Raw genomic sequence first — 24,998 nt, 5'->3', positions numbered from 1 at the left:
CCCGTTAGGTCGCCGAACGACCCAGAACCCGGAGGAGATCACCCATGGAAAAGTCATTCACCGCCGCCGACGCGCCGGACGCCATCGCCCTGCTCAAGACCGACCACCGCAAGGTCGAGGAACTGTTCGAAAAGTTCGAGGGCGCCAAGGGCGCGGCGGCCAAGCAGAAGATCGCCGAGCAGATCTGCCTGGAGCTGAAAGTTCACACCCTTATCGAAGAAGAGATCTTCTATCCGGCCTGCGAGGGCAAGATCGAGGACGACCTGCTGAAGGAAGCCTTCGTCGAACACGACGGGGCCAAGATCCTGATCAACGAGATCGAGGCCGGCAGTCCCGAAGAGGCCTTCTATGACGCCAAGATGAAGGTGCTGTCCGAGGAGATCGAGCACCACGTCAAGGAAGAGGAAGCGCCCGTCAAAGGCATGTTCAGCCAGGCCCGCAAGGCCGGCCTCGACATGGATGAGCTCGGCGCCCGGATGTTCGCCCGCAAGGAAGAACTGATGGAACAGGCCAAGGCCGGTGGCCTCGGCAAGGCCGAGACCACCATCGTGCAGAACGATCAGGCCCCGACGTAGGCCTTGAACCAGGGGACGAGGCGGCCAAGCGCCTCCTCGATCTCCGGGGTCGAGACCGCGAAGCTGAAGCGGATGAAGCGGTGGCCATAGACCGGGTCGAAATCGACGCCCGGGGCGGTGGCCACACCCGTTTCGGTCAGCAGGCGCTTGCAGAAGCTCATGCTGTCATTGGTCAGGTGGCCGATGTCGGCCCAGATGTAGAAGGCCCCGTCCGGCGGGGCGATGGCGGTGAGGCCCAGGCGCGGCAGGGCGGCCAGGATGAGTTCGCGGTTGCGGGCGTAGGTGGCGACATGGCCCTCCAGCTCGGCGATGTCGTCCATGGCCGCCAGGCCGGCGTGCTGGCTGAGCGAGGGGGCGGTGAGGAACAGGTTGCCGACATAGGCGCGGGCCGCCTCGCGCAGGTCGGTCGGCGCCACCAGCCAGCCCAGCCGCCAGCCAGCCATGCTGAAATACTTCGAAAAGCTGTTTATAATCAGCGCATTAGGCTCGAACTCCAGCATCGAATGGGTCGGGCCGACGTAGGACAGGCCGTGGTAGATCTCGTCGGAGACGATGCGGATGCCCCGCCGTTTGCAGACGGCGGCGATGGCGGCCAGCTCGTCGGCGCCGATGATGGTGCCGGTCGGATTGGCCGGGCTGGCGATGATCAGGCCGGCGGGGGCGGGATCGAGCGCCTCGATCATGGCGGCGGTCAGCTGGTAGCGAGTGGCCGGACCGCAGGCCAGTTCGACCGGGACCATGTTCAGCGCCGTCAGCGTGCCGCGATAGGCGACGTAGCCGGGCCGGGCCAGCGCGATGCGGTCGCCGGGCTGGAAGGCCGACGACAGGGCCAGCACCAGGGCCGGCGAGGCGCCGCAGGTCAGGATGATGCGGCCGGGCTCGATGTCGACGCCGTGCAGGGCCCGGTAGCGCTCGGCCAGGGCGGCGCACAGCGGCTGGCTCTCCCAATAGCCCATGCCGTCGGCGTCCAGCACCCGGTGGGCGGCGGCGATGGCGCTGGCCGGGGCGCCGGTCGAGGGCTGGCCGAACTCCATATGGATGACGCGCGTCCCCTCGGCCTTCAGGCGATGGGCCAGGCGGCTGATCTCGATGGCGCGGAAGGGGTCGGGGGTAGCCATGGGCTGGCGGTAGCGGCTTTCGGCGGGAATGGGAACGGCCAGGGCTTATCGAAGCGATCGCCCATTATAGCAGGCCCGGACAGGGGCAAGAGCCGCGGCGAGCAATTTTCCTTTTAAATACAGATATTTGATATCGGCATGGACGGACCATCCCATGGTGGCGGCATAGGGAATCCATGGGGGACCCCGGGAGGTTTCATGGGGGTGGAATCGGGCGGGTCTTGGGGTTTGCGGCGAACGGCGGTGGCGGCCGGCGCCCTGTGTCGCGCCCGGCCGCCCGGGCTCCGTACCCCGGATTCAAACTCGTCCGGACGGGCGCCGGGTTTGACTCCTTCGACGGCCTCGTGATGAGGTTGATCCGAGGGCGACAGGGGGCCCTTGCCCATGACCCGTCTTTTCGCGCTGGCCGCCGCCGCGCCGCTCGCCCTGCTCGCCGGCCAGGCCCTGGCCCAGACTCCACCGCCGCCGCAGGCCGAAGTCCTGCGCTTCGAGGCCCCGCAGCGGGCCATCGCCGTCGCCCTGCCGACCGCCGGAGAATGCCGCGCCCTGCTGCCGGTGAGCAGCAGCGCGCCGTCCAAGGTTCCCGTCGACGTGACCGGCGCAACGATCCTCACCAAGGACGATCTACGCGAGGGCTGGCTGCACCTGGGCGACAACGACGCCGGGGCTGATACCCCCACCAAGGTCGCGGCCTGGGTCGACTGCCGCTATGCGCAGGCGGGCTATGTCGGGGCGCGCAGCAGCATCACCCGGGACGGGACGACCTGGACCATCGCCGTGCGCGAAGGGCGGATCAGCGGCCTGGAGGTGCAGGGCGCCGACGCCTCGCAGGAGGCCTTCATCCGTCGGGCCTTTTCCGATGTGAAGACCGGCCAGCTGCTCAACGCCCGCGCCCTCAAGCGCGGCGCCGACGCCGCCTCCCGCTACGGCTTCTGGGGCGTCGCCCCGTCGGTGCGGCCGGACGGTGAGGGGGTGGTGCTGGTGCTCAGCGTCTCGCCGGGGCCGCCCGGCATCTTCCTGTCCGCCCAGAACGCCTCGGCCGAGACGGTCGGGACCTGGAGCGGCGGGGCCAGCCTGATCTTCGGCGACCTCACCCCGCTGCACGAACGGACCATCATCGGGGTCTTCCACGACCTGACCGGGGACGCCCAGCGCGGGGCGCAGATCTCCAGCCAGGTCCTGATGACCAGCTCGGGCCTGGAGCTGAAGGGCGACCTGGCCATCTTCGAACAGTCGCCGGACGAACGCCTGCCCAACCTCGACACCGAGGGAACGACCCGGGTCGGGCGGCTGGAGCTGCGCCATCCGCTGGGCCTGGCTGGCGGCGGCCAATCCAGCGTGCTGTTCGCCGGCCGGGCGGGCCTGGAGGCCATCGACCAGGACACCGACCTGGCCGAAGGACCCTTCTCCGGCGACGCGACGGTGCGCGACCGGCTGCGGGTCGCCTACGCCGGGGTGCAGGCCGACTTCCGCTCGAAGGATGCGACGGCGTACGGCTATGTCAGCCTGCGCAAGGGCCTGAGCGGTCTGGGCGCTTCCGAGGAGGGCGACGCCCTGCTCAGCCGGGTTCAAGCCGATCCCTCGGCCCTGGTCCTGCGCTTCGAGGGGGCGGCGTCGATCACCTCCGGCGGCTTTCTGATCGAGCCGCGCCTGCGGGCCCAGCTCTCCGACAAGCCGCTGCTGCAGTATGAGGAGTTCACCTACGGCGGCCTGATCGGCGGCCGGGCGCTCGATCCTGGCGCGTTGTTCGGCGACAGCGGCGTCAGTGGGTCGGTGGATGTCTACGGCCCGGCGGCGAAGCTGGGGACGCGTTTCTCGATCCGCCCGGCGGCGTTCGTCGAAGGGGCCTGGGCGACCAACGAGGACGACATCGGCCCGCTGGTCGACCGCCTGGAAAAGCACGGCGCCTTCGCCGGCGGCGGGGTGCGCTTCAGCCTCGACGGCCGCTGGAACCTGGATGTGCTCTACGCGGCGCCGGTCGGGGACACGGTCGGGGTGCCGGATCAGTTCGTGGGGCCGAAGGTGAGTGTCGGGATTTCCGGTGGGTTTGCGTTTTAACTGCTCCCTTCTCCCGCTTGTCGGGAGAAGGTGGCGCGAAGCGCCGGATGAGGGCAGCACCGGCTGAAGGGGTGATGCGCGTTCTGGTGCCAGGGCGGCCGCTGATCGGGCTCCTCGTCGTGAGCTGGCGCCGCCCTCATCCGACCCCCTTCGGGGGCCACCTTCTCCCGACAAGCGGGAGAAGGATCGTGCTTGGCTAGTAGGCGTACCGCGCCGGTTCCGCCTCCGACGCCTTGGCCACCGCCGCGGCCAGTCGGGCCTCGACGGCCTCCGCCGACAGCTGCAGCACCAGCGCCCCGTCGCGCTGCTCGGGGCTGATCAGGCCGCCATCCAACAAGCGCTCCCCGAGCGGTTTGCCCAGGCCCCTGCCCCGCGTCAGCGCCGCCTGCAGGTCGTTGTGGCTGATCGCCCCGGCCCGAACCAACAGGTCGCCCAGCCGCACGTAGCCTGACCGGATGCCGCGCCACAGAGCCGCCTCGTCCGAGGCGCTGATCCGGCCCTGGCCGCGCACCTTGGCGAGGGCCGCCCGGCCGCGGGCGAAAGGCGCCGGCTCCCAGGCGAAGCGGATGGCGAAGGCGATGTCGCTTAAGGGGGCGTAGAGGTAGCGGACGCTCTTCACCCCGGCGGCGCCGAGAATCTTCTCCAGCTCGGCGCGACGGGCGGGCGGCAGGGGTTCGGCCAGGGCGATGTCCAGCGTGCCGTTCTGGCGGCGCAGCGGCACGGCGGCGAACCAGGCGGCCTGTTCGGGCTTGAGGGTCCACAGCACGCCGCTGTCGATCTGGAAGGGATCGAAGATCGAGGCGTAGACCTCGCCGCGCTCGGCGAAGGCCTCGGCCAGGTGCTCGTCCTCGACGAGGCCGAGGTCGAGGAGCTGCAGGCCGATCGGACGGTAGGACGCCTTCTGGGCGGCCAGGGCCCGCTCCAGCCCGGCCTCGTCCAGATGGTTCCAGAAGCGCAGCACGTCGCCGACCCGGCCGCCGCGCTCCAGTTCCGACAGCGAGGGATAGCTGTGCTGGGTCTTGTCCCAGGCGATGGTGCGGCCGGTGATCAGATGGCTGACGTACTGGCGCAGGGAGCGGAAGAAGGCTCCGAAGCCGATCAGGTTGGAGACCACGATCCGCAGCGGCGTCAGCGGTACGTGCTTGAGGCCGTGGTTGAGGCCGGTGAACCAGGCCCGGTGCAGGATGCGGTTGACCAGGAAGATGAAGTTCAGGGCCACCAGGGCCCAGACCCACGGCCGGTCGATGATCGGCGGCAGTTTGGCGACCTGCGGCCAGATGGCGATGATCCCCCAGTAGCCCAGCACCTGGATGACGATCAGATAGGCCATCGCCCCGACCGGCGAGGTGAACAGCGCCTTGCGGTCGCGGAACAGGTAGTAGCGGTTGGCCAGGTCCCCGAACCAGCCCAGCTGCTTCCAGCCCAGATAGGAGATGCCCAGCATCCAGCGGGTTTTCTGGCGCACCGAGGTCTGGAAGCGGTCCGGGAAGAACTCCTTGGTGGCGACCAGCTCGCGCTTCATCACCGTCACCTCGCCTTTGCCGAACCAGCGCTTCCTCTGGCGCGGGACGCGGGCGTGGTAGCGGATGAACTCCGACGGATAGCCCAGCGTCGCCAGGCGGTGGGCGACGTCATAGTCCTCGGTCAGGCTGTCGGTGTTAAACGGCTGGCCGTCCTTCTCGCGCAGCAGGGCCAGCATGGCCGAGCGGGCGAAGGCGGTGGCGACGCCGGCCGAAGGGGTCATCCCGGTCACCGCCGAGCGGACCGGCAGGTCCTTGGTGTGGAACTCGGCGAACTCGTCCATGTAGTGGCAGGCGACCAGCCGGTTCCAGGCCCGGTCCATGCTGAGCACCGGCATCTGGATCATGCCGTTGTCCTCGATGAACCAGCTTACCGTTTTCAACCCATAGGGATGCACCACGTCCTCGGCGTCGTGCATCAGGAAGACGTCGAACCGCTCCCCGGTCCGCTGCTCGTGCAGCAGGATGTTCTGGACCAGCCAGTTGAGGCAGTCGGCCTTGCTGGTCGGGCCGTCGTGCGGGACCTCGGCGAGGTAGGTGTTGGGAAAGCGCTGGCGGACCTTCTCCACCTCGCGCCGGGTGTCCGGATCGTTGGCGTAGACGCCGACGAAGATCCTGTAGCGGGCGTAGTTGAAGGTCTTGTTGGTGTTGGCCACCATGTTGGCGATGACGTCGCTCTCCTGCCAGGCCGGCACCATGATGGCGATCAGCTTTTCAGGATGGGCGTCGAGCCGGGCCTGTTTGGGCGGGCGGCCCCAGAAGTCCCACAGCTTTTCCCAGCGTTGCCACCAGTAGAGCAGGTCGATGAACAGGTCGTCGAGCGAGCTGATGGTGATCAGCACGGCGGTGACGATGATGGCGACCTTCAGCGCCCCCCAGTAGCCGAGGACGGCCGCGAAGGCGCTGTCGCCGGTGATGCCCACCGACGCTAGCCAGGCCGCGATCTGCGCCATTGCGCCGTCCATCACCCCAATCCCCCAACCCTTGAAAAGGGTTAACCGGCATTCAGCCTTTCCACGGCCCCGGCCGCAAGTCTGCCGGCATATTGCCGCGTCAGGATCTCGGCGATCCGTTCGGCGGCGTAGCCGTCGCCGAACGGGCTGAGGGCCTTGGCCATCCTGTGCCGTTCGTCCTCGTTGGTCAGCAGCAGACAACCTGCGGCCGCCACGCCGTGGCGGGTGACGCCGACCAGCCGGGCGACGCCGGCGGTCACCGCCTCGGTCCGTTCGGTGGATTCGCGCAGCACCAGCACGGGGACGCCGAACACCGGGGCCTCCTCCTGGACGCCGCCGCTGTCGGACAGGATGGCGACGCAGCTCTTCAGCAGGCTGAGGAAGTCGGGGTATTCCAGAGGCCCGACGATACGGACGCGCTGTTGCCCTTGCAGGGCGGCGAACACCCGCTGGCGCAGGGCCGGGTTGGCATGGGCGACGAAGACGATCTCGACGTCCGGCACATGGTCGCGGATGTCCAGCAGGGCGCCCAGCACCTGGTCGAGCGGCTCGCCCCAGTTCTCGCGCCGGTGCAGGGTGACCATGATCCGCCGCAGGCCGGCGGTCAGCGGCTCGGGCGCGATGCCGGCGGCGGTGAGGCGCACGGAGTCGACGCCGGTATTGCCGGTGACGAACACCCGGTCCTCATGCACCCCCTGGCGATGCAGGTTGGCGGCGGCGACGCCCGTCGGGGCGAAGTGGAGATCGGCCAGCTGGCCGACGACGCAGCGCCAGCCCTCCTCCGGAAAGGGGCTGGTCAGGTCGAAGGTGCGCAGGCCCGCCTCGACATGGGCCACCGGGATGCGGCGGGCGAAGGCGGCCAGGGCCCCGGCGGCGGTGGTCGAGGTATCGCCCTGGACGATCACCAGCTCGGGCGCGGAGCGCTCATAGGCCTCGTCCAGCTGGCCCATGACATGGGCGAAGCGGGCGCCGAGGCTGGCGTTGTCGGCCGGGGGGGCAAGGCTGAGGTCGGGGGTGATGCCCAGCGTCGCCAGGGTCTGGCGGTTGAGCGCCGCCTGTTGCTCGGTCGAGATCCAGATGGGGTCGAACCCCGTCTTCGTCGCCAGCGCCGCCTTTACAGGCGCCAGCTTGACCACCTCGGGCCGGGTCCCGGCCACAATCGCCACCCTCACGGTCGTATTCCTTTGACCGGGGCGACCCGTCGCCGCCCCATATGTGGAGGAATGACGGCGTTCGATTGAACTCTGTCTGAGGTCGCCGTTGGCTGGCGTTCATAAACCGGGCGGATGAGTAGGGATTGGGAGGGTTCGAGGCTCCTGTCCTATTTTCTACCGCTCATCCCGGCGAATGCCGGGACCCATTTCGTAAGGCGCGGTGGCAAGGGAGCGTGCCCTTGGGCACGGCATTGAATGTCTCAACCCAAGCCCCGCCGTGCCTGAAGGCACGAGTCCTGACCGATGGCGCCCTATGAAATGGGTCCCGGCATTCGCCGGGATGAGCGGAAGGGGGGGGGCGAACTTTCGGCTGATACTAGCCAGCCAGCCCAATCGCCTTCAGCCGCTCATGCAGGAACTCGCCGGCCGAGATGTCCGGATACTTCTTGCCCTCGTCCCCGAGGCATTGCGGCAGGACGTCCAGCCGCGTGGCCAGGGTGGGGTGCATGAAGAAGGGCATGGAGTAGCGGCTGGCGTTCTCGGCCCCCTGCGGATTGACCACCCGGTGGGTGGTCGAGGGGATGACGCCGTTGGTCAGGCGCTGCAGCATGTCGCCGGAATCGACGATCAGGTTGCGGGGCGCGGTCTCGACCGGCAGCCAGGTCCCGTCGCGGTCGAGCAGCTGCAGGCCGGCGCCCTTGGCGGCGACCAGGATGGTGATGAAGTTGATGTCCTCATGCGCCGCCGAGCGCACCGCGCCGTCCGGGTCGCCGTTGATCGGCGGATAGTGCAGGACGCGCAGCAGGGAGGTGCCGTAGCGGACCCGGTCGTCGAAATAGTCCTCCGGCAGGCCGAGGTTCGGCGCCAGGGCGCGGAGCAGGATCTGGCCGGTCTCGTTCAGGGCCGCGAACAGGCGGGTGAAGACATCCTGGAACTCGGCGATCTCGGCGGGCCAGACATTCTCGGGGAAGGGCTCGTCAGCGGGGGCGTCCGGCGAGGGGTCATGGCCGATCTGCCAGAACTCCTTGAGGTCGGGCTTGGCGCTGTCCTTGGCGTGCTCGACGCCGAAGGGGGTGTAGCCGCGCATGCCGGCGGCATAGGCCTGCTTGGTGGCCTCGGGCAGGGCGAAGACCTTTTCGGCCAGGCCGTAGGCCTGCTCCAGCAGCTGCGGCGAGACGTTGTGGTCGGCCAGGGTGAAGAAGCCGTACTGCTTGAGACCCCGGAACAGGTCGGCGGAGAACTTGGCGCGGCTGGCGGCGTCGCCGTGGGTGTAGGCCTTGAGGCTAAGCTCGGGAACGTGGCGGGTCATCTGTCGTGTCTCAAATCGGAAGCAGCGGAGCCTAGACTCTGTGCGGGCGGATTCAAAAAGAGATCAGCCGGTTAGCCCCATCAAATCCGCTCATCCCGGCGACACGAAGTGCGGCGCGGCCCATGTCGGGACCCAGTTTGATCGCGACCTCCCCTCACCACCGTGTGTCCTCGCGAAGGCGAGGACCCATAGGCGGGTGGCCGGTGACCGGAGGTTCAGGGTGTTCCGATCGATTGCCCGCCGCCACCTATGCATGGGTCCTCGCCTTCGCGAGGACGGTCGGTGGATGGGGTGAAAGGGGGGAATCAAGGGCTGAGCAACTTCGCCTCGACCTCGGCCCGCCAGGGCAAGGAAGGCTGGGCTCCGGCCTTGGTCACCGCCAGCGCGCCGGCCGTGCAGGCGAAGGCCAGGGCCTCGGCCGGCGACTGGCCCTCCAGCAGGGCGACGGTGAGGGCGGCGACGAAACAGTCGCCGGCCCCGGTGGTGTCGACCACGGCGACCGGCGGCGGAGCGGCCAAGGCGATCTCCAAGCCATCCCTGAACAGCTTAGCGCCGGCGCCGCCGAGGGTGACGGCGACCAGTCCTGGGGACTGGTGCAGGGTCTCGCCATAAAAGGCGGCTTCGGTCTCGTTGACGATCAAGAGGTCGGCGCGGTCGAGCAGGGTCTGGGGGACCGGCGCGGCGGGGGCGAGGTTCAGGGCCACGAAACCGGTGGCGCGCTCAGCGGCGGCGGCGACGGTCGGGATCGGCAGTTCCAGCTGCAAGATGACCGCGCCTTCCAGCGTGTTGGGCAGGTCGGCGGGGGAGACGCCGGCGTTGGCGCCGGGGGCGACGACGATCTGGTTCTCGCCCTCGGCTGATACGGCGATCAGGGCGACGCCGCTGGCCAGGTCCGGCTTGGTCGCCACACCCCAGAGGTCGACGCCGTCGCGGCGCAACAGGCCCAGCGCCTCGTCGGCCATGCCGTCCTTGCCGGTCGCCCCAATCATCTGGACATTGGCGCCGAGGCGGCGGGCGGCCAGGGCCTGGTTGGCGCCCTTGCCGCCGGGGTGGCGGGCAAGGGATGCGCCGGTCATCGTCTCGCCGGGGGCCGGCAGGGTGGCGGCGGTGGCCACGAAGTCGAGGTTGATCGAGCCGACGACCGTGAGGGAAACGCTCATGCCAGCCTCGCGGTGATCAAGTCGAAGACCCCCTGCCCGTTCGCGGTCGTCACCCAGCGGTGCGGCGAGCCAGCGGCGGCGCGGAACTCGACAGCGGTGTGGCCCAGGGTCAGCGGCGAGGCGGTCTCGACGGTGACCTCGCAGGGGACGGTCTCGAACAGCTCCGGCGCGACCAGCCAGGCGATCGGACAGGGGTCGTGCAGCGGCGCGTCGAGGCCGCGGACGATCTCGTGCTCGATCTGGCGCGAGAAGCGCAGCAGGCTGGCGGCGGCGGCGGCGCGCGGATTGCCCAACGCCTCGATGGCGGCGATGCGTTCCTCGGTGGCCCGCACCTGGTGGGTGGCGTCCAGGCCGTGGACGATGACGGCGGCGCCGCTGGCGAACACCACATGGGCCGCATGCGGATCGGCGAAGATGTTGTACTCGGCCGAGGCGGTGATGTTGCCGCCCTCGGCCCGCGCCCCGCCCATCACCACCACCCGGCGCAGACGGCCGATGATGGCCGGTTCCAGCACCATGGCCACGGCCAGGTTAGTGAAGGGGCCGGTGACGACCACGTCGACCGTGCCGGCCTCGCGCTCCATCAGGGTGCGGACCAGGAAATCGACCGCGTGCGGGCCGGGCTCGTCCGCGACCTTGAGCAGCGCCAGGTCGCCAAGGCCCGAATCGCCGTGGAAGTGGCCGGCCTCGACGGGGACGCGCACCATCGGCCGCTGGCAGCCGGCCAGCACCGGCACGTCGTGACGGCCGGCGATCTGGCGGATGATGCGGGCGTTGCGGGCCGTCAGGGCGGCGGCGACGTTGCCGGCCACGGTGGTGACGCCAAGGATGTTCAGCTCGGGGCTGGCGAAGGCGAGCAGCAGGGCGACGCCATCGTCGACCCCCGGATCGCAGTCAATGATCAGGGTGGAATGTGACACCGGCCCATTGTCGGCCGGACCAGGGCCCGGCCGCAAGTAGGGCTAGATGACACCGACCTCCCGCATCTGGTCGAGGAAGCGACGGGTGTTGGCGTAGTTCTTGGCGGTCAGGCCTTGCGTCTCGTAGGCGGCGAACACCGCGTCGGGGACCACGACGCCCTCCTCGACCCGTTCGATCTTGCCGGTCTTGATCAGCCGTTGCACGTGGCGGCGGGCGGTCTCGTAGGAGATGCCCAGCTCGCGGGCCACGACATAGACACTGACCGGACGGCGGGCGTCGTTGGGCGGGATGTCGTTGCTGGCCTGGTAGCGGCCGTCGGGGCCGTTCAGGTGGCGGGTGTTGGCGTCGGTGATGGCCAGAAGGATCAGGCCGTCGAGAATGTCGCCGCCGCCGAAGCTCTTCACGAGGGTCAGGCTCTGCAGGAACCAGCGAGAGCCCAGCCGCGCGACGATGCGCTTCTGGTCGAGGGTCGTTTCGTCGTTCACCGCCGACGGGAAGTCGGTCGTCTTGAGAGCGGACTGAGGCATGGGTGCGTCCCCCCGGAGCGCATTTTCTGGTGTTGAGCGAATAAGCTACTCACGAGTAATCTGCACCAATCTGGGCATAGCTCAAGCGTTGCAGCGACCCAAAACGAGGATTGGACAAGATGTCGCGCCACGAGGGATGATCGGGTCCTCTTCGGGTCGGACGTCGGGGGTCTCCATGCGCCAATCTCTTCGCTTCGCGCCAGCGGTAGCGTTGCTCGCCGCCGCGCTCATCGCCCTGCCGATGGCGGGCCTGGCCCAGCCGGCTGACGGCTATCGCCTGCCGCCCGCGCCGATTCCGCAGATTCTCGACGCCGACCCGACGCCGGTCATCGTGCCGTCGCGCGACCGCAGCCTGATCGCGGTGATGGGCCGCGAGAACCTGCCCTCGATCGCGGCGGTCTCCGAGCCGATCCTGCGGCTGGCCGGCACGCGGCTGAACCCGCGCACCAACGGCCCGATCGAGGCGCGCACCACCTATCTGCGCTCCCTGAGCTTCATCACCGTCAACGGCGGGGCCGAGGTGAAGGCCCGGCTGCCCGAGGGCCTGCGGTCGCTCAGCCTGTCCTGGTCGCCGGACGGCCGCTGGCTGGCGATGATGGCCGAGGCCAGGAACGGGCTGGAGCTGTGGGTGGTCAATCCGAAGACCGGCGACAGCCGCCGGGTCAGCGACGCCAGGCTGAACGCGGCGTTCGGCGCGGCCTACGGCTGGCTGCCGGACAGCAGCGGCTTCCTGGCCCGCATCGTGCCGCCCGGCCGGGGCGAACCGCCGGCCGCGACGACGACCCCGAGCGGTCCCCTGGTGCAGGAGAGCAAGGGCCGCGCCGCGCCGGTGCGCACCGCCCAGGACCTGCTGGCCTCGCCGCAGGACGAGGCGATGTTCGAGCACTATTTCACCAGCCAGCTGGTCCGCATCGACCTGGCCAGCGGAGCGCTGAAACCCATCGGCAAACCTGGGCTCTACAGCGGCGCCACGGCCTCGCCCGACGGCCGCTACATCCTGACGACGCGGGTCAAGCGGCCGTTCAGCTACATCGTGCCTTCGGGCCGCTTCCCGACCGAAATCGCCGTCGTCGACTGGAACGGGACAGTGGTGAAGGCCGTCGTCGACCGGCCGCTGGCCGACGACCTGCCGCCGCCGTTCGACGCGGTGGTGACCGGGCCGCGCAGCGTCGGCTGGCGCGACGACGCCCCGGCCACCCTCTACTGGGTCGAGGCCCAGGACGGCGGCGATCCGCGCACCAAGGTCGACATCCACGACCGCGTGCTGATGCAGGCCGCGCCCTTCACCGCCGCCCCGACCACGCTGGTGGACCTGGCCGAGCGGTTCAGCGGCGTCGACTGGGGCCGCAAGGACCTGGCCGTGGTGCACAGCGCCTGGTTCGACACCCGTCACGAGACCCGGCTGGCGGTGAACCCCGCCCATCCGGGCGCGCCCAAGGTGCTGGTCAGCCGCAACTACCAGGGCCAGTACGACGACCCGGGCGACGTCTTGATGACCGCCCTGCCCAACGGCCGGCAGGTCATCCACTTCACCCCCGACGGCCGGGGCATGTTCATGAGCGGGGCCGGGGCGACGCCCAAGGGCGGCTTCCCCTTCCTGTCGGAGATGTCGCTGGAGGACGGGACCAGCAAGCGGCTGTGGACCTCCAGCGCCAGCCACTACGAGATGGTTCTCGACCTCATCGACGACGAGCGGCTGGTGATGCTGACCCGGCGCGAGAGCCGGACCGACAACCCCAACTTCTTCCTGCGCGGCGTCAAGGCGGGCAAGCTGGCCCAGCTGACCCGCATCCCTGACCCGGCCCCGCAGTTCGCCGGCATCAGCAAGCAGGAGGTGAAATACAAGCGGGCCGACGGGGTGCAGCTGTCGGGCACCCTCTATCTGCCGGCCGGTTACGACGCCCAACGCGACGGGCCGCTGCCGATGCTGATGTGGGCCTATCCGGCCGAGTTCACCGACGCCGGGGTGGCGGGCCAGACGGTCGACCGCTCCAACCGCTTCACCCGGCCGGGCGGCATCAGCCATCTGTTCCTGCTGACCCAGGGCTACGCCATCTTCGACAACCCCTCGATGCCGATCGTCGGCGAGAAGGGGACGCAGCCCAACGACACCTACATCGAACAGCTGACCGCCGACGCCGAGGCGGCGGTGAAGGCGGTGGTCGACATGGGCGTGGCCGACCGCGACCGCATCGCCATCGGCGGCCACAGCTACGGCGCCTTCATGACCGCCAACCTGCTGGCCCACACCGACCTGTTCCGGGCCGGCATCGCCCGCTCCGGGGCCTACAACCGCACCCTGACGCCGTTCGGCTTCCAGTCGGAGCAGCGCACCTACTGGGAGGCGACCGACACCTACACGAAGATGAGCCCCTTCACCTTCGCCACCAAGATCAACGAGCCGATCCTGCTGATCCACGGCGGGGCGGACGACAACTCCGGCACCTTCCCGATCCAGAGCGAGCGGTTCTTCGCGGCGCTGAAGGGGGCCGGGGCGACGGCGCGCTACGTCGTGCTGCCCAACGAGGCCCACGCCTACCGGGCCCGGGAATCGACCCTGCACACCCTGTGGGAGATGACCGACTGGATGGACCGGTATGTGAAGAAGGCGCCGGCTCGACCCAAATAGCTCGTCATCCCGGCCGTAGCGAAGCGAAGAGCCGGGACCCAGGAGGGACGGAGCGCGATTCGGGCGGCCGCCGCGTTCGGCGCGGTCGCCCCTGGGTCCCGGCTCTCCGGGCTGCGCCCTGCGGCCGGGATGACGGTTGGGGGTTGCGGCCACACCGCTAACAGGCAACGTTCACCCCCTGAACCGGTAGGAATAAACGATGCTCAAGTCCCTCGCCGTCCGCGTGCTGATCGCGTTGATCCTCGGGTTGCTGGTCGGCGCCGCCTTGCAGGTCTGGGCGCCGAAAGCGGTCCAGGATGGCATGAGCATCGTCGAGGCGCTGGGCTCCCTGTGGCTCAACGCCCTGCGCATGACCATCGTGCCGTTGGTCTTCACCCTGCTGGTGCTGGGCATCGCCTCGGTGGCTGACGCCGCCGCCACCGGCAAGCTGGCGGCCAGGGCCATCCTGCTGTTCGGCGTCTTCCTGGTGGTGTTCGCCACCTACAGCGTGCTGATGACCCAGGGCTGGCTGGCCCTGTGGCCGATCGACGAGGCCGCCGGCGCCGCCCTGCGGGCCAGCGCCCAGGCGCCGGACGCCGCCGCCGCCCAGGCCTCGACCCTGGCCGACTTCCTGAAAGGCCTGGCCCCCGCCAACGCCCTGAAGGCCGCCGTCGAGGACGCCATCCTGCCGCTGGTGGTGTTCGGGGTGTTCTTCGGCTTCGGGGCCAGCCGGTTGCCGGACGAGCTCAAGCAGCCGTTGCTGACCGTGTTCCGGGGCGTGGCCGAGACCATGCTCAACGTGGTGCGCTGGGTGCTGTGGGCGGCGCCGGTCGGAGTGTTCGCCCTGTCGCTGAGCGTCGGCCTGCGCACCGGCATCGCCAGCGCCGCCACCCTGCTGCAGTACATCGTCATCGTCTCGACCATCACCGCATCGATCACCGTCATCATGTTCCTCGTCGTGGCCGTCAGCCGGGCGGCGAAGTTCGGGGAGTTCCTGCGGGCCTCGGGGCCGGTGCTGGCCGTGGCCTTCTCCACCCAATCGTCGCTGGCCAGCCTGCCGCTGATGATCGAGCGCACCCGCGACAACCTCGGCGTTCCGGTCCGCATCACCGGCCTGGTGCTGCCGCTGGCCGTGGCCGTGTTCCGCGCCACCAGCCCGGTGGCCAACCTCGCCGCCGCCCTGTTCGTGGCCCACCTCTATGGCGTCGAGCCGGGCCTGCCACAGATCGCCGGGGCAATCCTGGTGTCGTTCGCAGTGGCCGTCGGCTCGGTCGGCCTGCCGGGCCAGATCAGCTTCTTCGCCAGCGTCGCGCCGATCTGCATCGCGCTTGGGGCGCCGATCGACCTGCTGCCGATCCTGCTGGCCGTCGAGGTGGTGCCGGACATCTTCCGCACCCTGGGCAACGTCACCGCCGACATGGGGGTGACGACCATGCTGGCCAAGGGCGAGCGGGAAATCCCAACCGCCGTCATCCCGGACAGCCCGCAGGGCTGATCCGGGATGGCGGAGACTAGGTGGGGAAGGCCGGGGCCTCTACCGTATCATCCTTCTGGGCCGCCTTGGCGCGTTGGAAGGCCTCGCGCCCCTGCAACCGCTGCCAATAGGCCGCCACCGCGGGCGGGAAGCCGCTGTCGATCCTGATGCTGCGGGCCAGAAGCAGGGCGTAGCCGACCGAGATGTCGGCGGCGGTGAAGCGGCCGGCGACCAGCCACTCGCGACCGTCGGCGAGGGCCCGGTCGAGACCCTTGAGGCGGGCGAAGAACCAGCGCTCGTAATCGTCGGCCGCCGCCTCGGCCCGGCCCTTCTCGAAGACGCGGTAGCGCAGCACCAGGGTCTGGGGGAAGGTCAGGGTCGCCTCCCCGAAATGCAGCCAGTTGAGCCAAGCGCCGTACTCGGCCTCGCCCGGCTGGATGCTCAAGGTGGTCGGGCCGTCGCGGGTGGCCAGGTACTGGGTGATGGCCGCCGATTCGCTCATCCGGGTGTCGCCGTCGACCAGGAAGGGGATGGTGCCGAGCGGATTGACCTCCAGGTAGTCGGGCTGGCGGATGCGCGGCGGGAAGGGCAGCAGCTTCAGCTCATAGGGCAGGCCAAGCTCCTCCAGGGCCCAGAGGGCTCGGAAGGAGCGGGCGTCGGCGCAGTGCCAGAGCTGGATCATCAGGTCGCTCCCAGCCCCGCGACCGGGGCGCGGGCCTGGTCAATGGCCGTGGCCACCGAGGGGCGGGCGGCGGCGCGGGCAAACCACTCGGAGAGCTTGCCGGTCGGCGGGAAGCCGAAGCCGATGGCCCCGGCCACGAACGGCGCAACACAGAGATCTCCCCAGCCGAAGGCCTCGCCGTTGAACCAGGGGCGGTCGCCGAGCTGGGCTTCCAGCCAGGCGTGGAGCTGGCCCAGTTCCTCGCCGGCCCTGGCCCGCATGGCGGCGGCCTGGTCGCCGGTGGCGCGCTTGAAGTTGGCGATCTCGGACAGGCCCCAGGTGATGGCTTCGTAGTGGGTGTCGACGAGGTCCTCGATCATGCGGACGCGGGCCCGGTCCGCGGGGCTGGCGGGCAGCAGCGGGGGGTCCGGGAAGCGGTCCTCGATGAACTCCAGGATGATGGTCGAGTCGAAGATGGCCTGGCCCTCGACATGGATCACCGGCACCTCGCCGCGTGGGTTGGCGCGGGCGAAGGCGTCGGAGACCTGGCCCGAGCCGATAGCGCCGGGGATGCGGGCGACGAAGGGGACGCCCTTCTCGGCCAGGGCGATCTTGACCTTCTGGGCGTAGGGCGAGAGCGGGTGTTCGAGGAGTTCGATGGCCGGGTGGGGCATGGCGGCGTTTCCCTGTTTGGGAGGGACGCTGCGCCGGTTTCCGCTAGGCGCGTCAACCTCGCGAGGAATTCCTCCCTCCCCTTTATGGGGAGGGACAGCGAGGCGAAGCCTCGCAGGGTGGGGCACTCAGGTTCAAGCTCGAACGGTGGCGGTCTTGGGGTTCCAAGACAACGGGCTCCGGGCGCGCTGCATCCGACTTCCCCACCCTGACCGCTTCGCGGTCTGTCCCTCCCCATAAAGGGGAGGGAGGTACAACGCGTCGCCCTAGTGCAGCTTCAGCCTCCCCGACACCCGCTCCTGCAGCAGCCGCGCCAGCGCCAGCACGATCGTCTTCGTCGTCCCCAGGATCGCCCGGTGGTGGGCCAGGTGGAGGCTCATGTAGATCCACTTGGCGATCAGGCCCTCGATGAAGAAGTTGGGACCGCCCAAACCGCCCATCAGGGAGCCGACGCCGCGGCTTTCGCCGAGCGACACCAGGCTGCCGAAGTCGCGGTACTGGAACGGGGCCTCGTGGCGGCGTTCGGCCAGGCGGGCGGTCAGCACCTTGGCCAGGTAGTCGGCCTGCTGGTGGGCGGCCTGGGCGCGGGCGGGGATGGTGCGGCCCTCCGTCCAGGGCGCGGCGGCGCAGTCGCCCATGGCCCAGATGTCGGCGGCGGAGGTCTCCAGCCGCTCGTTGACGACGATCTGGTTGAGGCGATTGGTCTCCAGGCCCAGCGTGGTGTTGCTGTCGGCCGCCTTGACCCCCGCCGCCCAGACGATGATCGAGGCCGGGATGTCGCCCTTGGAGGTGACCACGCGGTCGTCCTCGACCGACAGCACCTTGGCCGCGGTCAGCACCTTCACGCCCTTGCGCTCCAGGGCCAGCTGGGCCTGGTCGGAGATCTTCTCCGGCAGGGCGCCGAGGATGCGCTCGGCGGCCTCCAGGATGGTGATGTCGAGGCGGAAGCGCTGGTCCTTGGCCAGGCCGTCGATGAACTCGTTGTGGGCCTCGATCAGCTCGGCCGACAGCTCCACGCCCGTGGCGCCGCCGCCGACGATGGCGATGGCCAGGGACCGCTCGGCGGCGAAGCTGGCGCGGGTGAAGGCGGTCAGCAGGCGGGTGTGGAAACGCTCGGCGTCGGCGGTGTTTTCGAGGAGGCGGGCCTTCTCGGCGCCCGGGGTGCCGAACAGGTTGGCGCCGCCGCCGATGGCCAGGACCAGATGGGTGAAGGTGATGGACCGCTCGGGGGCCAGTTCCCTGCCCTGCTCGTCGGTCATGACCGCGAGGGTCAGGCGGCGGGCGGCGGGGTCGAGGGCCGACAGCTCGCCGAGCGTGAAGCTGAAATGGTTGCGGCGAGCGAGGATGGGGTAGCTGAGCCCCTCCTGGTGGGTGTCGAGGGTGCCGGCGGCGACCTCGTGCAGGGTCGGCTTCCAGATGTGGAAGACGGTGCGGTCGATGAGCAGGACTTTTTCCGCGCCCCGGCGCCGGCCGAGTCTGCGCCCCAGCTGGGCGGCGAGTTCCAGGCCGCCGGCGCCGCCGCCGACGATGACGATGTCGTAGTGCATGCGGCTATCCCCTTCCGCTGACTACGGTGGGGTTTAGGCCTGTTGGGCGTGTGGGGGAAGCGGGTTCGCTCTCCGCCCCCGCGAGGGGGCGGAGGACGGTTCGGAGCGTCAGCGACGGACCAGGAGGCGGGGCCGCGCCGGCGGTTGGTGACTAGCCTTGCGCCGCCGGTGGGAACACCCTCGGTTTGGCTCGCTTGCAGCGCTCGCCAAAGCCACTCCCCCATTTCATGGGGGAGAGCGGAGCGCTTGCGCCGCCTTTTTCTAAGCCGCCTTCTTCCGCCGGACCTTCACCCGTTCCTCGTCGAGGAACTCGCGGATCAGGGGCGCGCTGACGCTGGCCTTGCTGACCAGGAACAGGTGCCCGCCGTCCTTGATGATCTCCAGCCGCGCGTTGGGGATGAGGGCGCAGAGGAACTTGCCGTTGACCAGGGGGACGATCCTGTCGGCGTCGCCCATCATCACCAGGGTCGGGGCCTTTACGAAGGGCAGGAAGGGCACGCTGGTCCAGCCGCTCATGGCCATCAGCTGGTAGAGGTAGCCGGACCGCGAAGGCGGGCTGATGCGGCCGATGTGGCCGTCGGCGCCGGTGGTCTCGCCGCCGTAGAGGGCCTCGAAGTTCTTGCGCATGAACTCGGGGTCCACATAGCGCTTGGGGTCGGCCATCTTGCTCAGCGACTTGAGGTCGCCCGGCACCATGATCATGCCGGCCGACGTGGCGGCCAGCACCAGGCGCCCCGTCATCTTCGGGAACTGGAAGGCGAACTGCTGGGCGAGACCCCCGCCCCAGCTGACGCCCATGACATCGACCAGGTCATAGCCCAGCTGGTCGAGCAGCCGGGCGGCCGTCCAGGCCATGGTCCAGGGGCGGTAGGGCACGGTCGCCTTGGGCGAGCCGCCGACGCCGGGCATGTCGAAGGTGATCAGGTCGCGGTCGGGGAACCAGTCGGCCAGGGGCGCCATCAGCTCGATGTTGGCCCCGATGCCGTTGAAGAACAGCAGCGGCCGGCCGTGGCCGGACTTGGGGCCCTGGGCCTTCCAGACCGCGACCCGCAGCATGCGGCCGCCCGCCCTCAGCATCGAGAACTCGGGCTGGCCTTGCGCGGCCGTTTTGCGGGAAGCGGTCAATGGAGGTTCCTTTTATTCGAACGCATAGAGGCCGGGCGCCGGCTCCATGGCCTTGTGTTTCTTCGAGCCGAGCGTCTTGGGCGCCGGCCTGGTGGGTCCCGAACGCTCGCCCAGCCAGCTGGCCCAGAAGGGCCACCAGCTGCCGGCCTTTTCCTCGGCCTGGCCGTTCATCCAGGCGTCGATCGAGGGCCCGGGCCGCTCGGCGCTGTGGAAGTATTTGGCCTTGGGGTTGCCGGGCGGGTTGAGCAGGGCCTGGATGTGGCCAGCCTGGCTGAGCACGAAGTCGACGTTCGGCGAGCCGATCAGCTGGGTCAGGCGGTAGCAGGCCTTCCAGGGGGTGATGTGGTCGGTGACGCCGGCAACGACGAAGAGGTCGTTCTTGACCGCCGACAGGTCGACCTTGTGCCCGGCCATCTCGACCTCGCCGTGGTTGCGGAACGGCTGGTTCTCGTAGACCGACAGGTAGTCGCTGTGCAGGGTGGCGGTCAGGTTGGTGCTGTCGTTATTCCAGAACAGCACGTCGAACGGCGGCGGATCGTCCCCGTGCAGGTAGTTGTTGATGACGTAGTTCCAAACGAGATCGTTGGGCCGCAGCCAGGCGAAGGTCCGCGACAGGGATGAGCCCTCCAGGATGCCCTTCTTGGCCGACCGCTCGCGGGCCATCTGGATGCCGTGCTTGGAGGTCAGGGCCCCGGCCTCGGAGTCGCCCGGGTCGGGATCGAGGACGCAGACCATCATCGAGACGGCGTTGATGCGGTCGTCGCCTTTTGCCTGAAGCTTGGAAAGCAGGGTGGCGGTGGTGATGCCGCCCGAGCAGGCGCCGGAGACGTTGACCTTCTTGGAGCCGGTGATGTTCGCGATGACGTCGGTCGCGTCGATCAGGCTGTCGACATAGTCGCCCAGGCCCCAGTGGGCGTATTCCTTGGTCGGGTTGCGCCAGCTGACCAGGAAGACCTGGAAGCCCTGAGCGGTCATGTAGCGGACCATCGACTTGTCCGGCGACAGGTCGTTGACGTAGGCCTTGTTGATCTGCGGCGGGATGACCAGCAGCGGGATCTCATGCACAGCTTCAGTCGCCGGCTGGTACTGGATCAGCTCCATCATCTCGGTGCGATAGACGACGGCGCCGGGGCTGTTGGCCAGGTTCTCGCCGACCTTGAAGGGGCGCTTGTCGACCTGGCTGACGATGCCGTCGTTCTTGGTCATGTCGTCGTAGGCGTTCTTCAGACCCTTGAGCAGCGAGCCGCCGCCGGTGTCGTAGGCCCGCTTCACGGCCGAGGGATTGCCGATCAGGGTGTTGGACGGCGACAGGCTGTCGAGGATCATGCCGGTGACGAAGTTGGCCCGGGCCCGCTCCAGCTCGTCGAACTCGACATCGTCGATCCAGCCGGCGACGCCCTTCTGGACGGCCAGGTAATATTGCATCGCGCCCTTGTAGAGCGGGTTGTAGCGCCAGGCCGGGTCGGCGAAGCGCTTGTCCTTGGGGCCGGATTCCAGCTCCGACTTGCCGGTCAGGATCTTGACCAGCTCGCCGTTGAAGGCGGCGACATGCTTCAGCGTCTTGACCGGCCGGCCGGCCGTCTCGCGCAGCAGCACGCCGACGGCGCCGATCAGGTCTTCCCGCGCCACCCCGACGATCGGGTTGAGGCCGCCGGCATTGTCGGTGGCGCCGCCGCTGTCGAGGCGGATTCCGGGCTTGGTCATCGATCGTTTCCTCCCGCGCGCCAGATCGTTCTCGCCCGGCTGCGCCTTGAGGGCATATGCTGGACGGACGTGACGCGAAGTCAACGGGGGACGCTCAGGGTGAAGACGCGCGACCGCATCCTCGAGGCCTCTCGGGAGCTGTTCAACGCCGAGGGGGTGGGGCCGCTGTCGGCGGTCGACATCGCCTCGGCCCTGAACATGAGCGCCGGCCACCTCTACTACCATTTCAAGGGCAAGCCCCAGATTCTGGCCGAGCTGATGACGGCCCACGCGTCCGAGATCGAGATGGTGCTGGAGGCCATGCGCAAGGCCTGCGCCGCCCGCCCCGATGTCGAAACCCTGTGGACCCATGTCCATATCCTGGTCGAGGAGGCCTGGGACGCCCGCTTCTTCTGGCGCGAACCGGCCTTGGCCCTGGGGAACGAGGCGGCGGCGGCGGCGGCCAGGCGGGTGATGACGAGCCTGGTTTCGGGGCTGGGGGATGTCCTGAAGGCCCTGCACAAGGCGGGGGCCATCAAGGCGGAGGCTCAGGCGCGGGACGGACTGGCGGGCCAGCTGGCCACCGGCATCGTCTTCCACGCCATCGCCCTGGAACTGCGGGGCGACACTGGGCCGCCGCGAGAGCTCGTGGCTCGGGCGGCGGCCCAGGTCATGCTTCCGGCGGCGTCTCTCGCATCATGACAGCCGCCTTGCGGCGCCCGTCATGATGCAAAGTAAGAGACCGGGTCTGCAGAGCAGACCCTGGGGGCATCCTGATCCCTTGGGGGGAGGGGGAGGATCGCTACGCGGACGCCTGGCCGCCGGAAGATATCAGGCCGCTTCGTCGGTCTTGGCGGCGGTCTTCTTCGAGGCCTTCTCGGCCTTGAGGGCCGCGACTTCGCCGGTCAGGGCCTCGACCTGGGCGGTCAGGGCCTGCACGGCCTCACCGAGGGCGGCGAGGTTGTAGGGGGCGAAGGTTTCGGTCAGCGACTTGCGGACCTTGCCGATACGCTCTTCGAGGGCGGCGCGGCGCTCCTTCGACTGCTTGGTCAGGTCTTCGACCAGGCTGACGACCTTCTTGCCGGTCGGGGCGGCGGCGATGCGGCCCCGGACCTCGTCCTCGATGACTTCACCCTTGGCGACCAGCTGGTCGAAGGCTTCGGTCGCGCCCTGGGCCAGCTTCTCGGCGCTGTCCTTGGCTTCGGTGAAGGCGCGGCCATAGGCGCCGACGCCGGCCAGCCAGATCTTGCGGGCGATGTCGAGGTCGGCGCCGGTTTCGGCGGCGGGCTTCTTGTCGGTCTTGGTCTTCTTGGCGGCGGCCATGGAAGGCTCCTTGAATGCTTGCTGACGCCGGGGGAGCGGCGAATGGCCCCATGATCTAGTGGAGCCGTCTAGAAAGATCATTCTAGGCCTAAGCCAGAACTGCGTTATGCTTACAGCCAGGGGTTTTGGGGGACGGCAGCGAACCTACGGTGGACCTGCGCCCCGGACTGGGAAAACGTCGGGTTATTCACATGGACGGGAATGACGACGAAAAGGATGGCAAGCTCGGGCGGCTGACAAAGCGCGAGCGTGAAATCCTGTGGCTGGTGGACGAGCACCTCAGCAGCAAGGAGATCGGCCGCCGCCTCGGCCTTTCGAACCACACGGTCTCCAACCATGTCCGCAACGCCCTTGAGCGGCTGGGCATGGACGACCGTTTCGCGGCGGCGCGGCTGCTGCGAAACACCGAAGATGGCATGACACACGACGTGTCAGGCGTGACGGGTGTCATGGCGAAGGGGCCGGATCACGGCTCAGTCTCTGCTCCAACAACTGGAGCCGAGCATGACACCCGCCAACGACCATCAAGCCGGTATCGCGACCCCGGGCCTCAGCCAGGCATTGTGGATGAAGCAGGAAGTCGATCGCTTCGAGGCTTCGTTCCAGCGCACCCCGCAAACGGGAACACCCCTGCCGGTGTGGACCTGGGAGCAGCTGGAGCGTCAGCTCGTCAGCCTGTCCTCCAGCCCGGCCATGGCGGCCGCGACGCCGGAACTGATTTCCGCGGTCCGCAAGCAATCCCGCTGGCTGCCGCCCGAGATGGTGCTGCGGGAAATCCTCTGCGCGGCCTTCGCGGTGATGGATGGGGACTTCTATCCGCCGGAGTCGGAGGACAGCTCAATACGCTAGGCCCGGTCCAGCGGCTGGGGCTCATCGTGCTGATCATGGTGATCGCGGCGATGACCTTCGGCGGCGCCCTTTCCGGCCTGGTGGCACTGCAACAACTGATCCGCCCCTGAGGTGATCCGGGCGGATCGCCCGGACTTCACACAAGCGCCCCGCGGGGGGGCACAGGGAGGCGACTATGTTGCATCAACGACGCGCTGCGGTGGACGCTGTGGCCAAGCAGCTGTTCGAGGCGGAAGACGCCCTGGACATTGCCCTGGCGAAGGTGGCCGGGCTGGCGGTGACCATGCCGGCGGTCCGCAAGCAGGCCAATCTATCCGTCATGTACGCCCAGGACGCCTTCGAGTGCGCCAGCGAGACGCTGTCCCACCTGACCCAGGCGCGCCGCACCATCATCGCCACCCACAAGGCCCTGGCCGTGGCCCAGGACCAGTTGGGGCTCAAGCGCTACGCCGTCGGCCCGGGCAGCGACAAGCCGGAGACCGAACCGGTCCCCACCGGCGTCTACCTCAAGGAAGTGAAGGCGGCCTGATACACGGCTGAATTGGCATAAGCCCAAATTGGCGCCAGAAAGGGTCCCGTCAACGCGGGACCCTTTTTCGTGTCGCTGCCGGTCTGGTTCATCTTCAACTTCAGCATCACCTTCCTGGTGACGGGCTTTGCCATGTGGCGCGGCGGGGGCCCGGAACGGCTGGTCGGCCTGCTGGTGCTGATGGCCACCATGCTCACCTTCGTCCTGCCGGACCGCCGCTGGAACGATGTGCAGTTCAGCATGATGTGGCTGGACATCGCCTTCTTCGTGATCCTGATCGGTCTCGCCCTCATGGCCGACCGCTGGTGGACCCTGTTCGCCGCCGCCGTGCAGGGATTGAGCGTGCTGCTTCACCTGGCCTTCTGGGCCCAGATGAAGATCACCAGCCTGGTCTACACCACCGGCCTGAACATCGTCGGGCATCTGCTCCTGGTGACCATCCTGGTCGGCACCATCAGCTATGTCCTCCGTCAGCGTCGCGACCTAAGGGTTCAGCGCGGGGCCAGCTGAGGCTCGCCCCATCGCCGGCCTAACGCGCCGCCTTCCAGGCCTCATAGCGGGCCTTGGTCTCGGCGTTGGGCGGGTAGAGGCCGGGTAGCGGAACGCCGCGCTCGACCTCGCTGACCACCCAGCCCTCGAAGCGTTCCTGCTCGACGCCGAGCTGGGCTGTCTCCTCGACCAGGGCGGCGGGGATGACCACGCAGCCGTCCTCGTCGGCGCTGATGACGTCGCCCGGAAAGACGGCGACGCCGCCGATCGAGACCGGCTCCTGCCAGCCGACGAAGGTCAGGCCCGCCACCGAGGGCGGGGCGGCGACGCCGGCGCACCAGACGGCCAGGCCCGTGCCGCGCACGCCGACGGCGTCACGGATGACCCCGTCGGTGACCATGGCGGCGACCCCGCGCCTGACCATGCGGGCGCAGAGGATGTCGCCGAACACCCCGGCGTCGGTCACCCCCTGAGCGTCGATCACGGCGATGACGCCGGCCTCCATCGCCTCGATGGCGGCGCGGGTCGAGGTCGGCGAGGCCCAGGATTCGGGCGTCGCCAGGTCCTCGCGGGCCGGGACGAAGCGCAGGGTGAAGGCCTCGCCGACGATGCGGCGGGTCCCCGACGACCAGGGCGCGGCGCCGCGCAGCCAGACGTTCCGCAACCCCTTCTTCAGCAGGATGGTGGTCAGGGTGGCGGTGGAAACGCCTTCGAGGGCGGCCTTGGTTTCGGGGGACATGAGG

22 protein-coding genes and 1 pseudogene are annotated in these 24,998 nt (G+C 69.0%); 9 read left to right on the top strand and 14 right to left on the bottom strand.

What is annotated here, in order from left to right; translation table 11 throughout:
• Window positions 1-44 precede the first annotated feature (44 nt).
• Window positions 45-575 (top strand): hemerythrin domain-containing protein, encoded by a 531-nt coding sequence (locus AC1RSK_RS01760; RefSeq protein ID WP_492904971.1) that lies wholly within the window; start codon window positions 45-47, stop codon window positions 573-575.
• Here the strand turns inward: AC1RSK_RS01760 and AC1RSK_RS01755 are convergent.
• On the bottom strand, window positions 560-1,693 hold the full coding sequence (locus AC1RSK_RS01755; RefSeq protein ID WP_492904969.1) for a pyridoxal phosphate-dependent aminotransferase: 1,134 nt from the start codon (window positions 1,691-1,693) through the stop codon (window positions 560-562). The genes AC1RSK_RS01760 and AC1RSK_RS01755 overlap by 16 nt on opposite strands.
• A gap of 384 nt (window positions 1,694-2,077) precedes the next feature.
• On the opposite strand from AC1RSK_RS01755, the gene AC1RSK_RS01750 reads away from it, so the two are divergent.
• A complete protein-coding gene (locus AC1RSK_RS01750; RefSeq protein ID WP_492904967.1) occupies window positions 2,078-3,751 on the top strand; it encodes a ShlB/FhaC/HecB family protein in 1,674 nt (557 codons plus the stop codon).
• A 196-nt stretch (window positions 3,752-3,947) separates the two neighbouring features.
• On the opposite strand, the gene AC1RSK_RS01745 is transcribed toward AC1RSK_RS01750, so the two are convergent.
• From AC1RSK_RS01745 to AC1RSK_RS01720, 6 genes are all read right to left on the bottom strand, one after another.
• Window positions 3,948-6,224, bottom strand: a complete 2,277-nt coding sequence (locus AC1RSK_RS01745; protein WP_492904965.1) for a glycosyl transferase family protein — start codon at window positions 6,222-6,224, stop codon at window positions 3,948-3,950.
• 41 nt (window positions 6,225-6,265) lie between these two features.
• Entirely contained in the window at window positions 6,266-7,396 is a 1,131-nt protein-coding gene (gene wecB, locus AC1RSK_RS01740) for a non-hydrolyzing UDP-N-acetylglucosamine 2-epimerase (protein WP_492904964.1), read from the bottom strand.
• Between the two features lie 358 nt (window positions 7,397-7,754).
• Entirely contained in the window at window positions 7,755-8,687 is a 933-nt protein-coding gene (locus AC1RSK_RS01735) for an isopenicillin N synthase family dioxygenase (protein ID WP_492904962.1), read from the bottom strand.
• 305 nt (window positions 8,688-8,992) lie between these two features.
• Window positions 8,993-9,847, bottom strand: coding sequence for a ribokinase (locus AC1RSK_RS01730; protein WP_492904960.1), 855 nt, complete (start codon window positions 9,845-9,847; stop codon window positions 8,993-8,995).
• Window positions 9,844-10,767: a nucleoside hydrolase gene (locus AC1RSK_RS01725; RefSeq protein WP_492904958.1), complete on the bottom strand. Its 924-nt coding sequence runs from the start codon at window positions 10,765-10,767 to the stop codon at window positions 9,844-9,846. Before AC1RSK_RS01725 ends, AC1RSK_RS01730 begins: the two co-directional genes overlap by 4 nt.
• A 42-nt stretch (window positions 10,768-10,809) precedes the next feature.
• Window positions 10,810-11,295: a hypothetical protein gene (locus tag AC1RSK_RS01720; RefSeq protein WP_492904956.1), complete on the bottom strand. Its 486-nt coding sequence runs from the start codon at window positions 11,293-11,295 to the stop codon at window positions 10,810-10,812.
• Between the two features lie 175 nt (window positions 11,296-11,470).
• On the opposite strand from AC1RSK_RS01720, the gene AC1RSK_RS01715 reads away from it, so the two are divergent.
• Together AC1RSK_RS01715 and AC1RSK_RS01710 are read left to right on the top strand one after the other, a co-directional pair.
• Window positions 11,471-13,924, top strand: a complete 2,454-nt coding sequence (locus tag AC1RSK_RS01715) for a S9 family peptidase (RefSeq protein WP_492904954.1) — start codon at window positions 11,471-11,473, stop codon at window positions 13,922-13,924.
• Between the two features lie 199 nt (window positions 13,925-14,123).
• Entirely contained in the window at window positions 14,124-15,398 is a 1,275-nt protein-coding gene (locus AC1RSK_RS01710) for a dicarboxylate/amino acid:cation symporter (RefSeq protein ID WP_492904952.1), read from the top strand.
• Window positions 15,399-15,414: 16 nt separating this feature from the next.
• Here the strand turns inward: AC1RSK_RS01710 and AC1RSK_RS01705 are convergent, their stop codons facing one another.
• The 5 genes from AC1RSK_RS01705 to AC1RSK_RS01685 all read right to left on the bottom strand — a co-directional run bounded on the left by AC1RSK_RS01705 (window position 15,415) and on the right by AC1RSK_RS01685 (window position 21,086).
• On the bottom strand, window positions 15,415-16,059 hold the full coding sequence (locus tag AC1RSK_RS01705) for a glutathione S-transferase family protein (RefSeq protein WP_492904950.1): 645 nt from the start codon (window positions 16,057-16,059) through the stop codon (window positions 15,415-15,417).
• Window positions 16,059-16,712 (bottom strand): glutathione S-transferase family protein, encoded by a 654-nt coding sequence (locus tag AC1RSK_RS01700; RefSeq protein ID WP_492904949.1) that lies wholly within the window; start codon window positions 16,710-16,712, stop codon window positions 16,059-16,061. The genes AC1RSK_RS01705 and AC1RSK_RS01700 overlap by 1 nt, the downstream gene beginning before the upstream one ends.
• Before the next feature lie 264 nt (window positions 16,713-16,976).
• Window positions 16,977-18,257: an NAD(P)/FAD-dependent oxidoreductase gene (locus tag AC1RSK_RS01695; protein WP_492904947.1), complete on the bottom strand. Its 1,281-nt coding sequence runs from the start codon at window positions 18,255-18,257 to the stop codon at window positions 16,977-16,979.
• 261 nt (window positions 18,258-18,518) lie between these two features.
• Window positions 18,519-19,382, bottom strand: a complete 864-nt coding sequence (locus AC1RSK_RS01690; RefSeq protein WP_492904945.1) for an alpha/beta fold hydrolase — start codon at window positions 19,380-19,382, stop codon at window positions 18,519-18,521.
• Between the two features lie 12 nt (window positions 19,383-19,394).
• Complete coding sequence (locus AC1RSK_RS01685) at window positions 19,395-21,086, bottom strand: alpha/beta fold hydrolase (RefSeq protein ID WP_492904944.1); 1,692 nt, start codon at window positions 21,084-21,086, stop codon at window positions 19,395-19,397.
• A gap of 99 nt (window positions 21,087-21,185) precedes the next feature.
• Between AC1RSK_RS01685 and AC1RSK_RS01680 the strand changes: the two genes are divergently transcribed.
• Complete coding sequence (locus AC1RSK_RS01680) at window positions 21,186-21,767, top strand: TetR/AcrR family transcriptional regulator (RefSeq protein WP_492904942.1); 582 nt, start codon at window positions 21,186-21,188, stop codon at window positions 21,765-21,767.
• A gap of 129 nt (window positions 21,768-21,896) precedes the next feature.
• Here AC1RSK_RS01680 and AC1RSK_RS01675 read toward each other — a convergent pair whose 3' ends face one another.
• Window positions 21,897-22,388, bottom strand: a complete 492-nt coding sequence (locus AC1RSK_RS01675) for a phasin family protein (RefSeq protein ID WP_492904941.1) — start codon at window positions 22,386-22,388, stop codon at window positions 21,897-21,899.
• 191 nt (window positions 22,389-22,579) lie between these two features.
• Here AC1RSK_RS01675 and AC1RSK_RS01670 point away from each other — a divergent pair.
• The 4 genes and pseudogenes from AC1RSK_RS01670 to AC1RSK_RS01655 all read left to right on the top strand — a co-directional run.
• Window positions 22,580-22,723 (top strand): annotated as a pseudogene (locus AC1RSK_RS01670) (LuxR C-terminal-related transcriptional regulator); the annotation flags it as partial.
• 169 nt (window positions 22,724-22,892) lie between these two features.
• Window positions 22,893-23,237 (top strand): hypothetical protein, encoded by a 345-nt coding sequence (locus tag AC1RSK_RS01665; RefSeq protein WP_492905398.1) that lies wholly within the window; start codon window positions 22,893-22,895, stop codon window positions 23,235-23,237.
• Window positions 23,238-23,412: 175 nt separating this feature from the next.
• A complete protein-coding gene (locus AC1RSK_RS01660; RefSeq protein ID WP_492904940.1) occupies window positions 23,413-23,766 on the top strand; it encodes a hypothetical protein in 354 nt (117 codons plus the stop codon).
• Window positions 23,767-23,835: 69 nt separating this feature from the next.
• On the top strand, window positions 23,836-24,276 hold the full coding sequence (locus tag AC1RSK_RS01655) for a hypothetical protein (protein ID WP_492904939.1): 441 nt from the start codon (window positions 23,836-23,838) through the stop codon (window positions 24,274-24,276).
• Between the two features lie 19 nt (window positions 24,277-24,295).
• On the opposite strand, the gene AC1RSK_RS01650 is transcribed toward AC1RSK_RS01655, so the two are convergent.
• On the bottom strand, window positions 24,296-24,994 hold the full coding sequence (locus AC1RSK_RS01650; protein WP_492904938.1) for a ribonuclease activity regulator RraA: 699 nt from the start codon (window positions 24,992-24,994) through the stop codon (window positions 24,296-24,298).
• Window positions 24,995-24,998 lie beyond the last annotated feature (4 nt).

The organism is Caulobacter sp. GW821-FHT11A05 (assembly GCF_058809015.1).
This window is presented reverse-complemented; position numbering and strand designations above follow the sequence as displayed.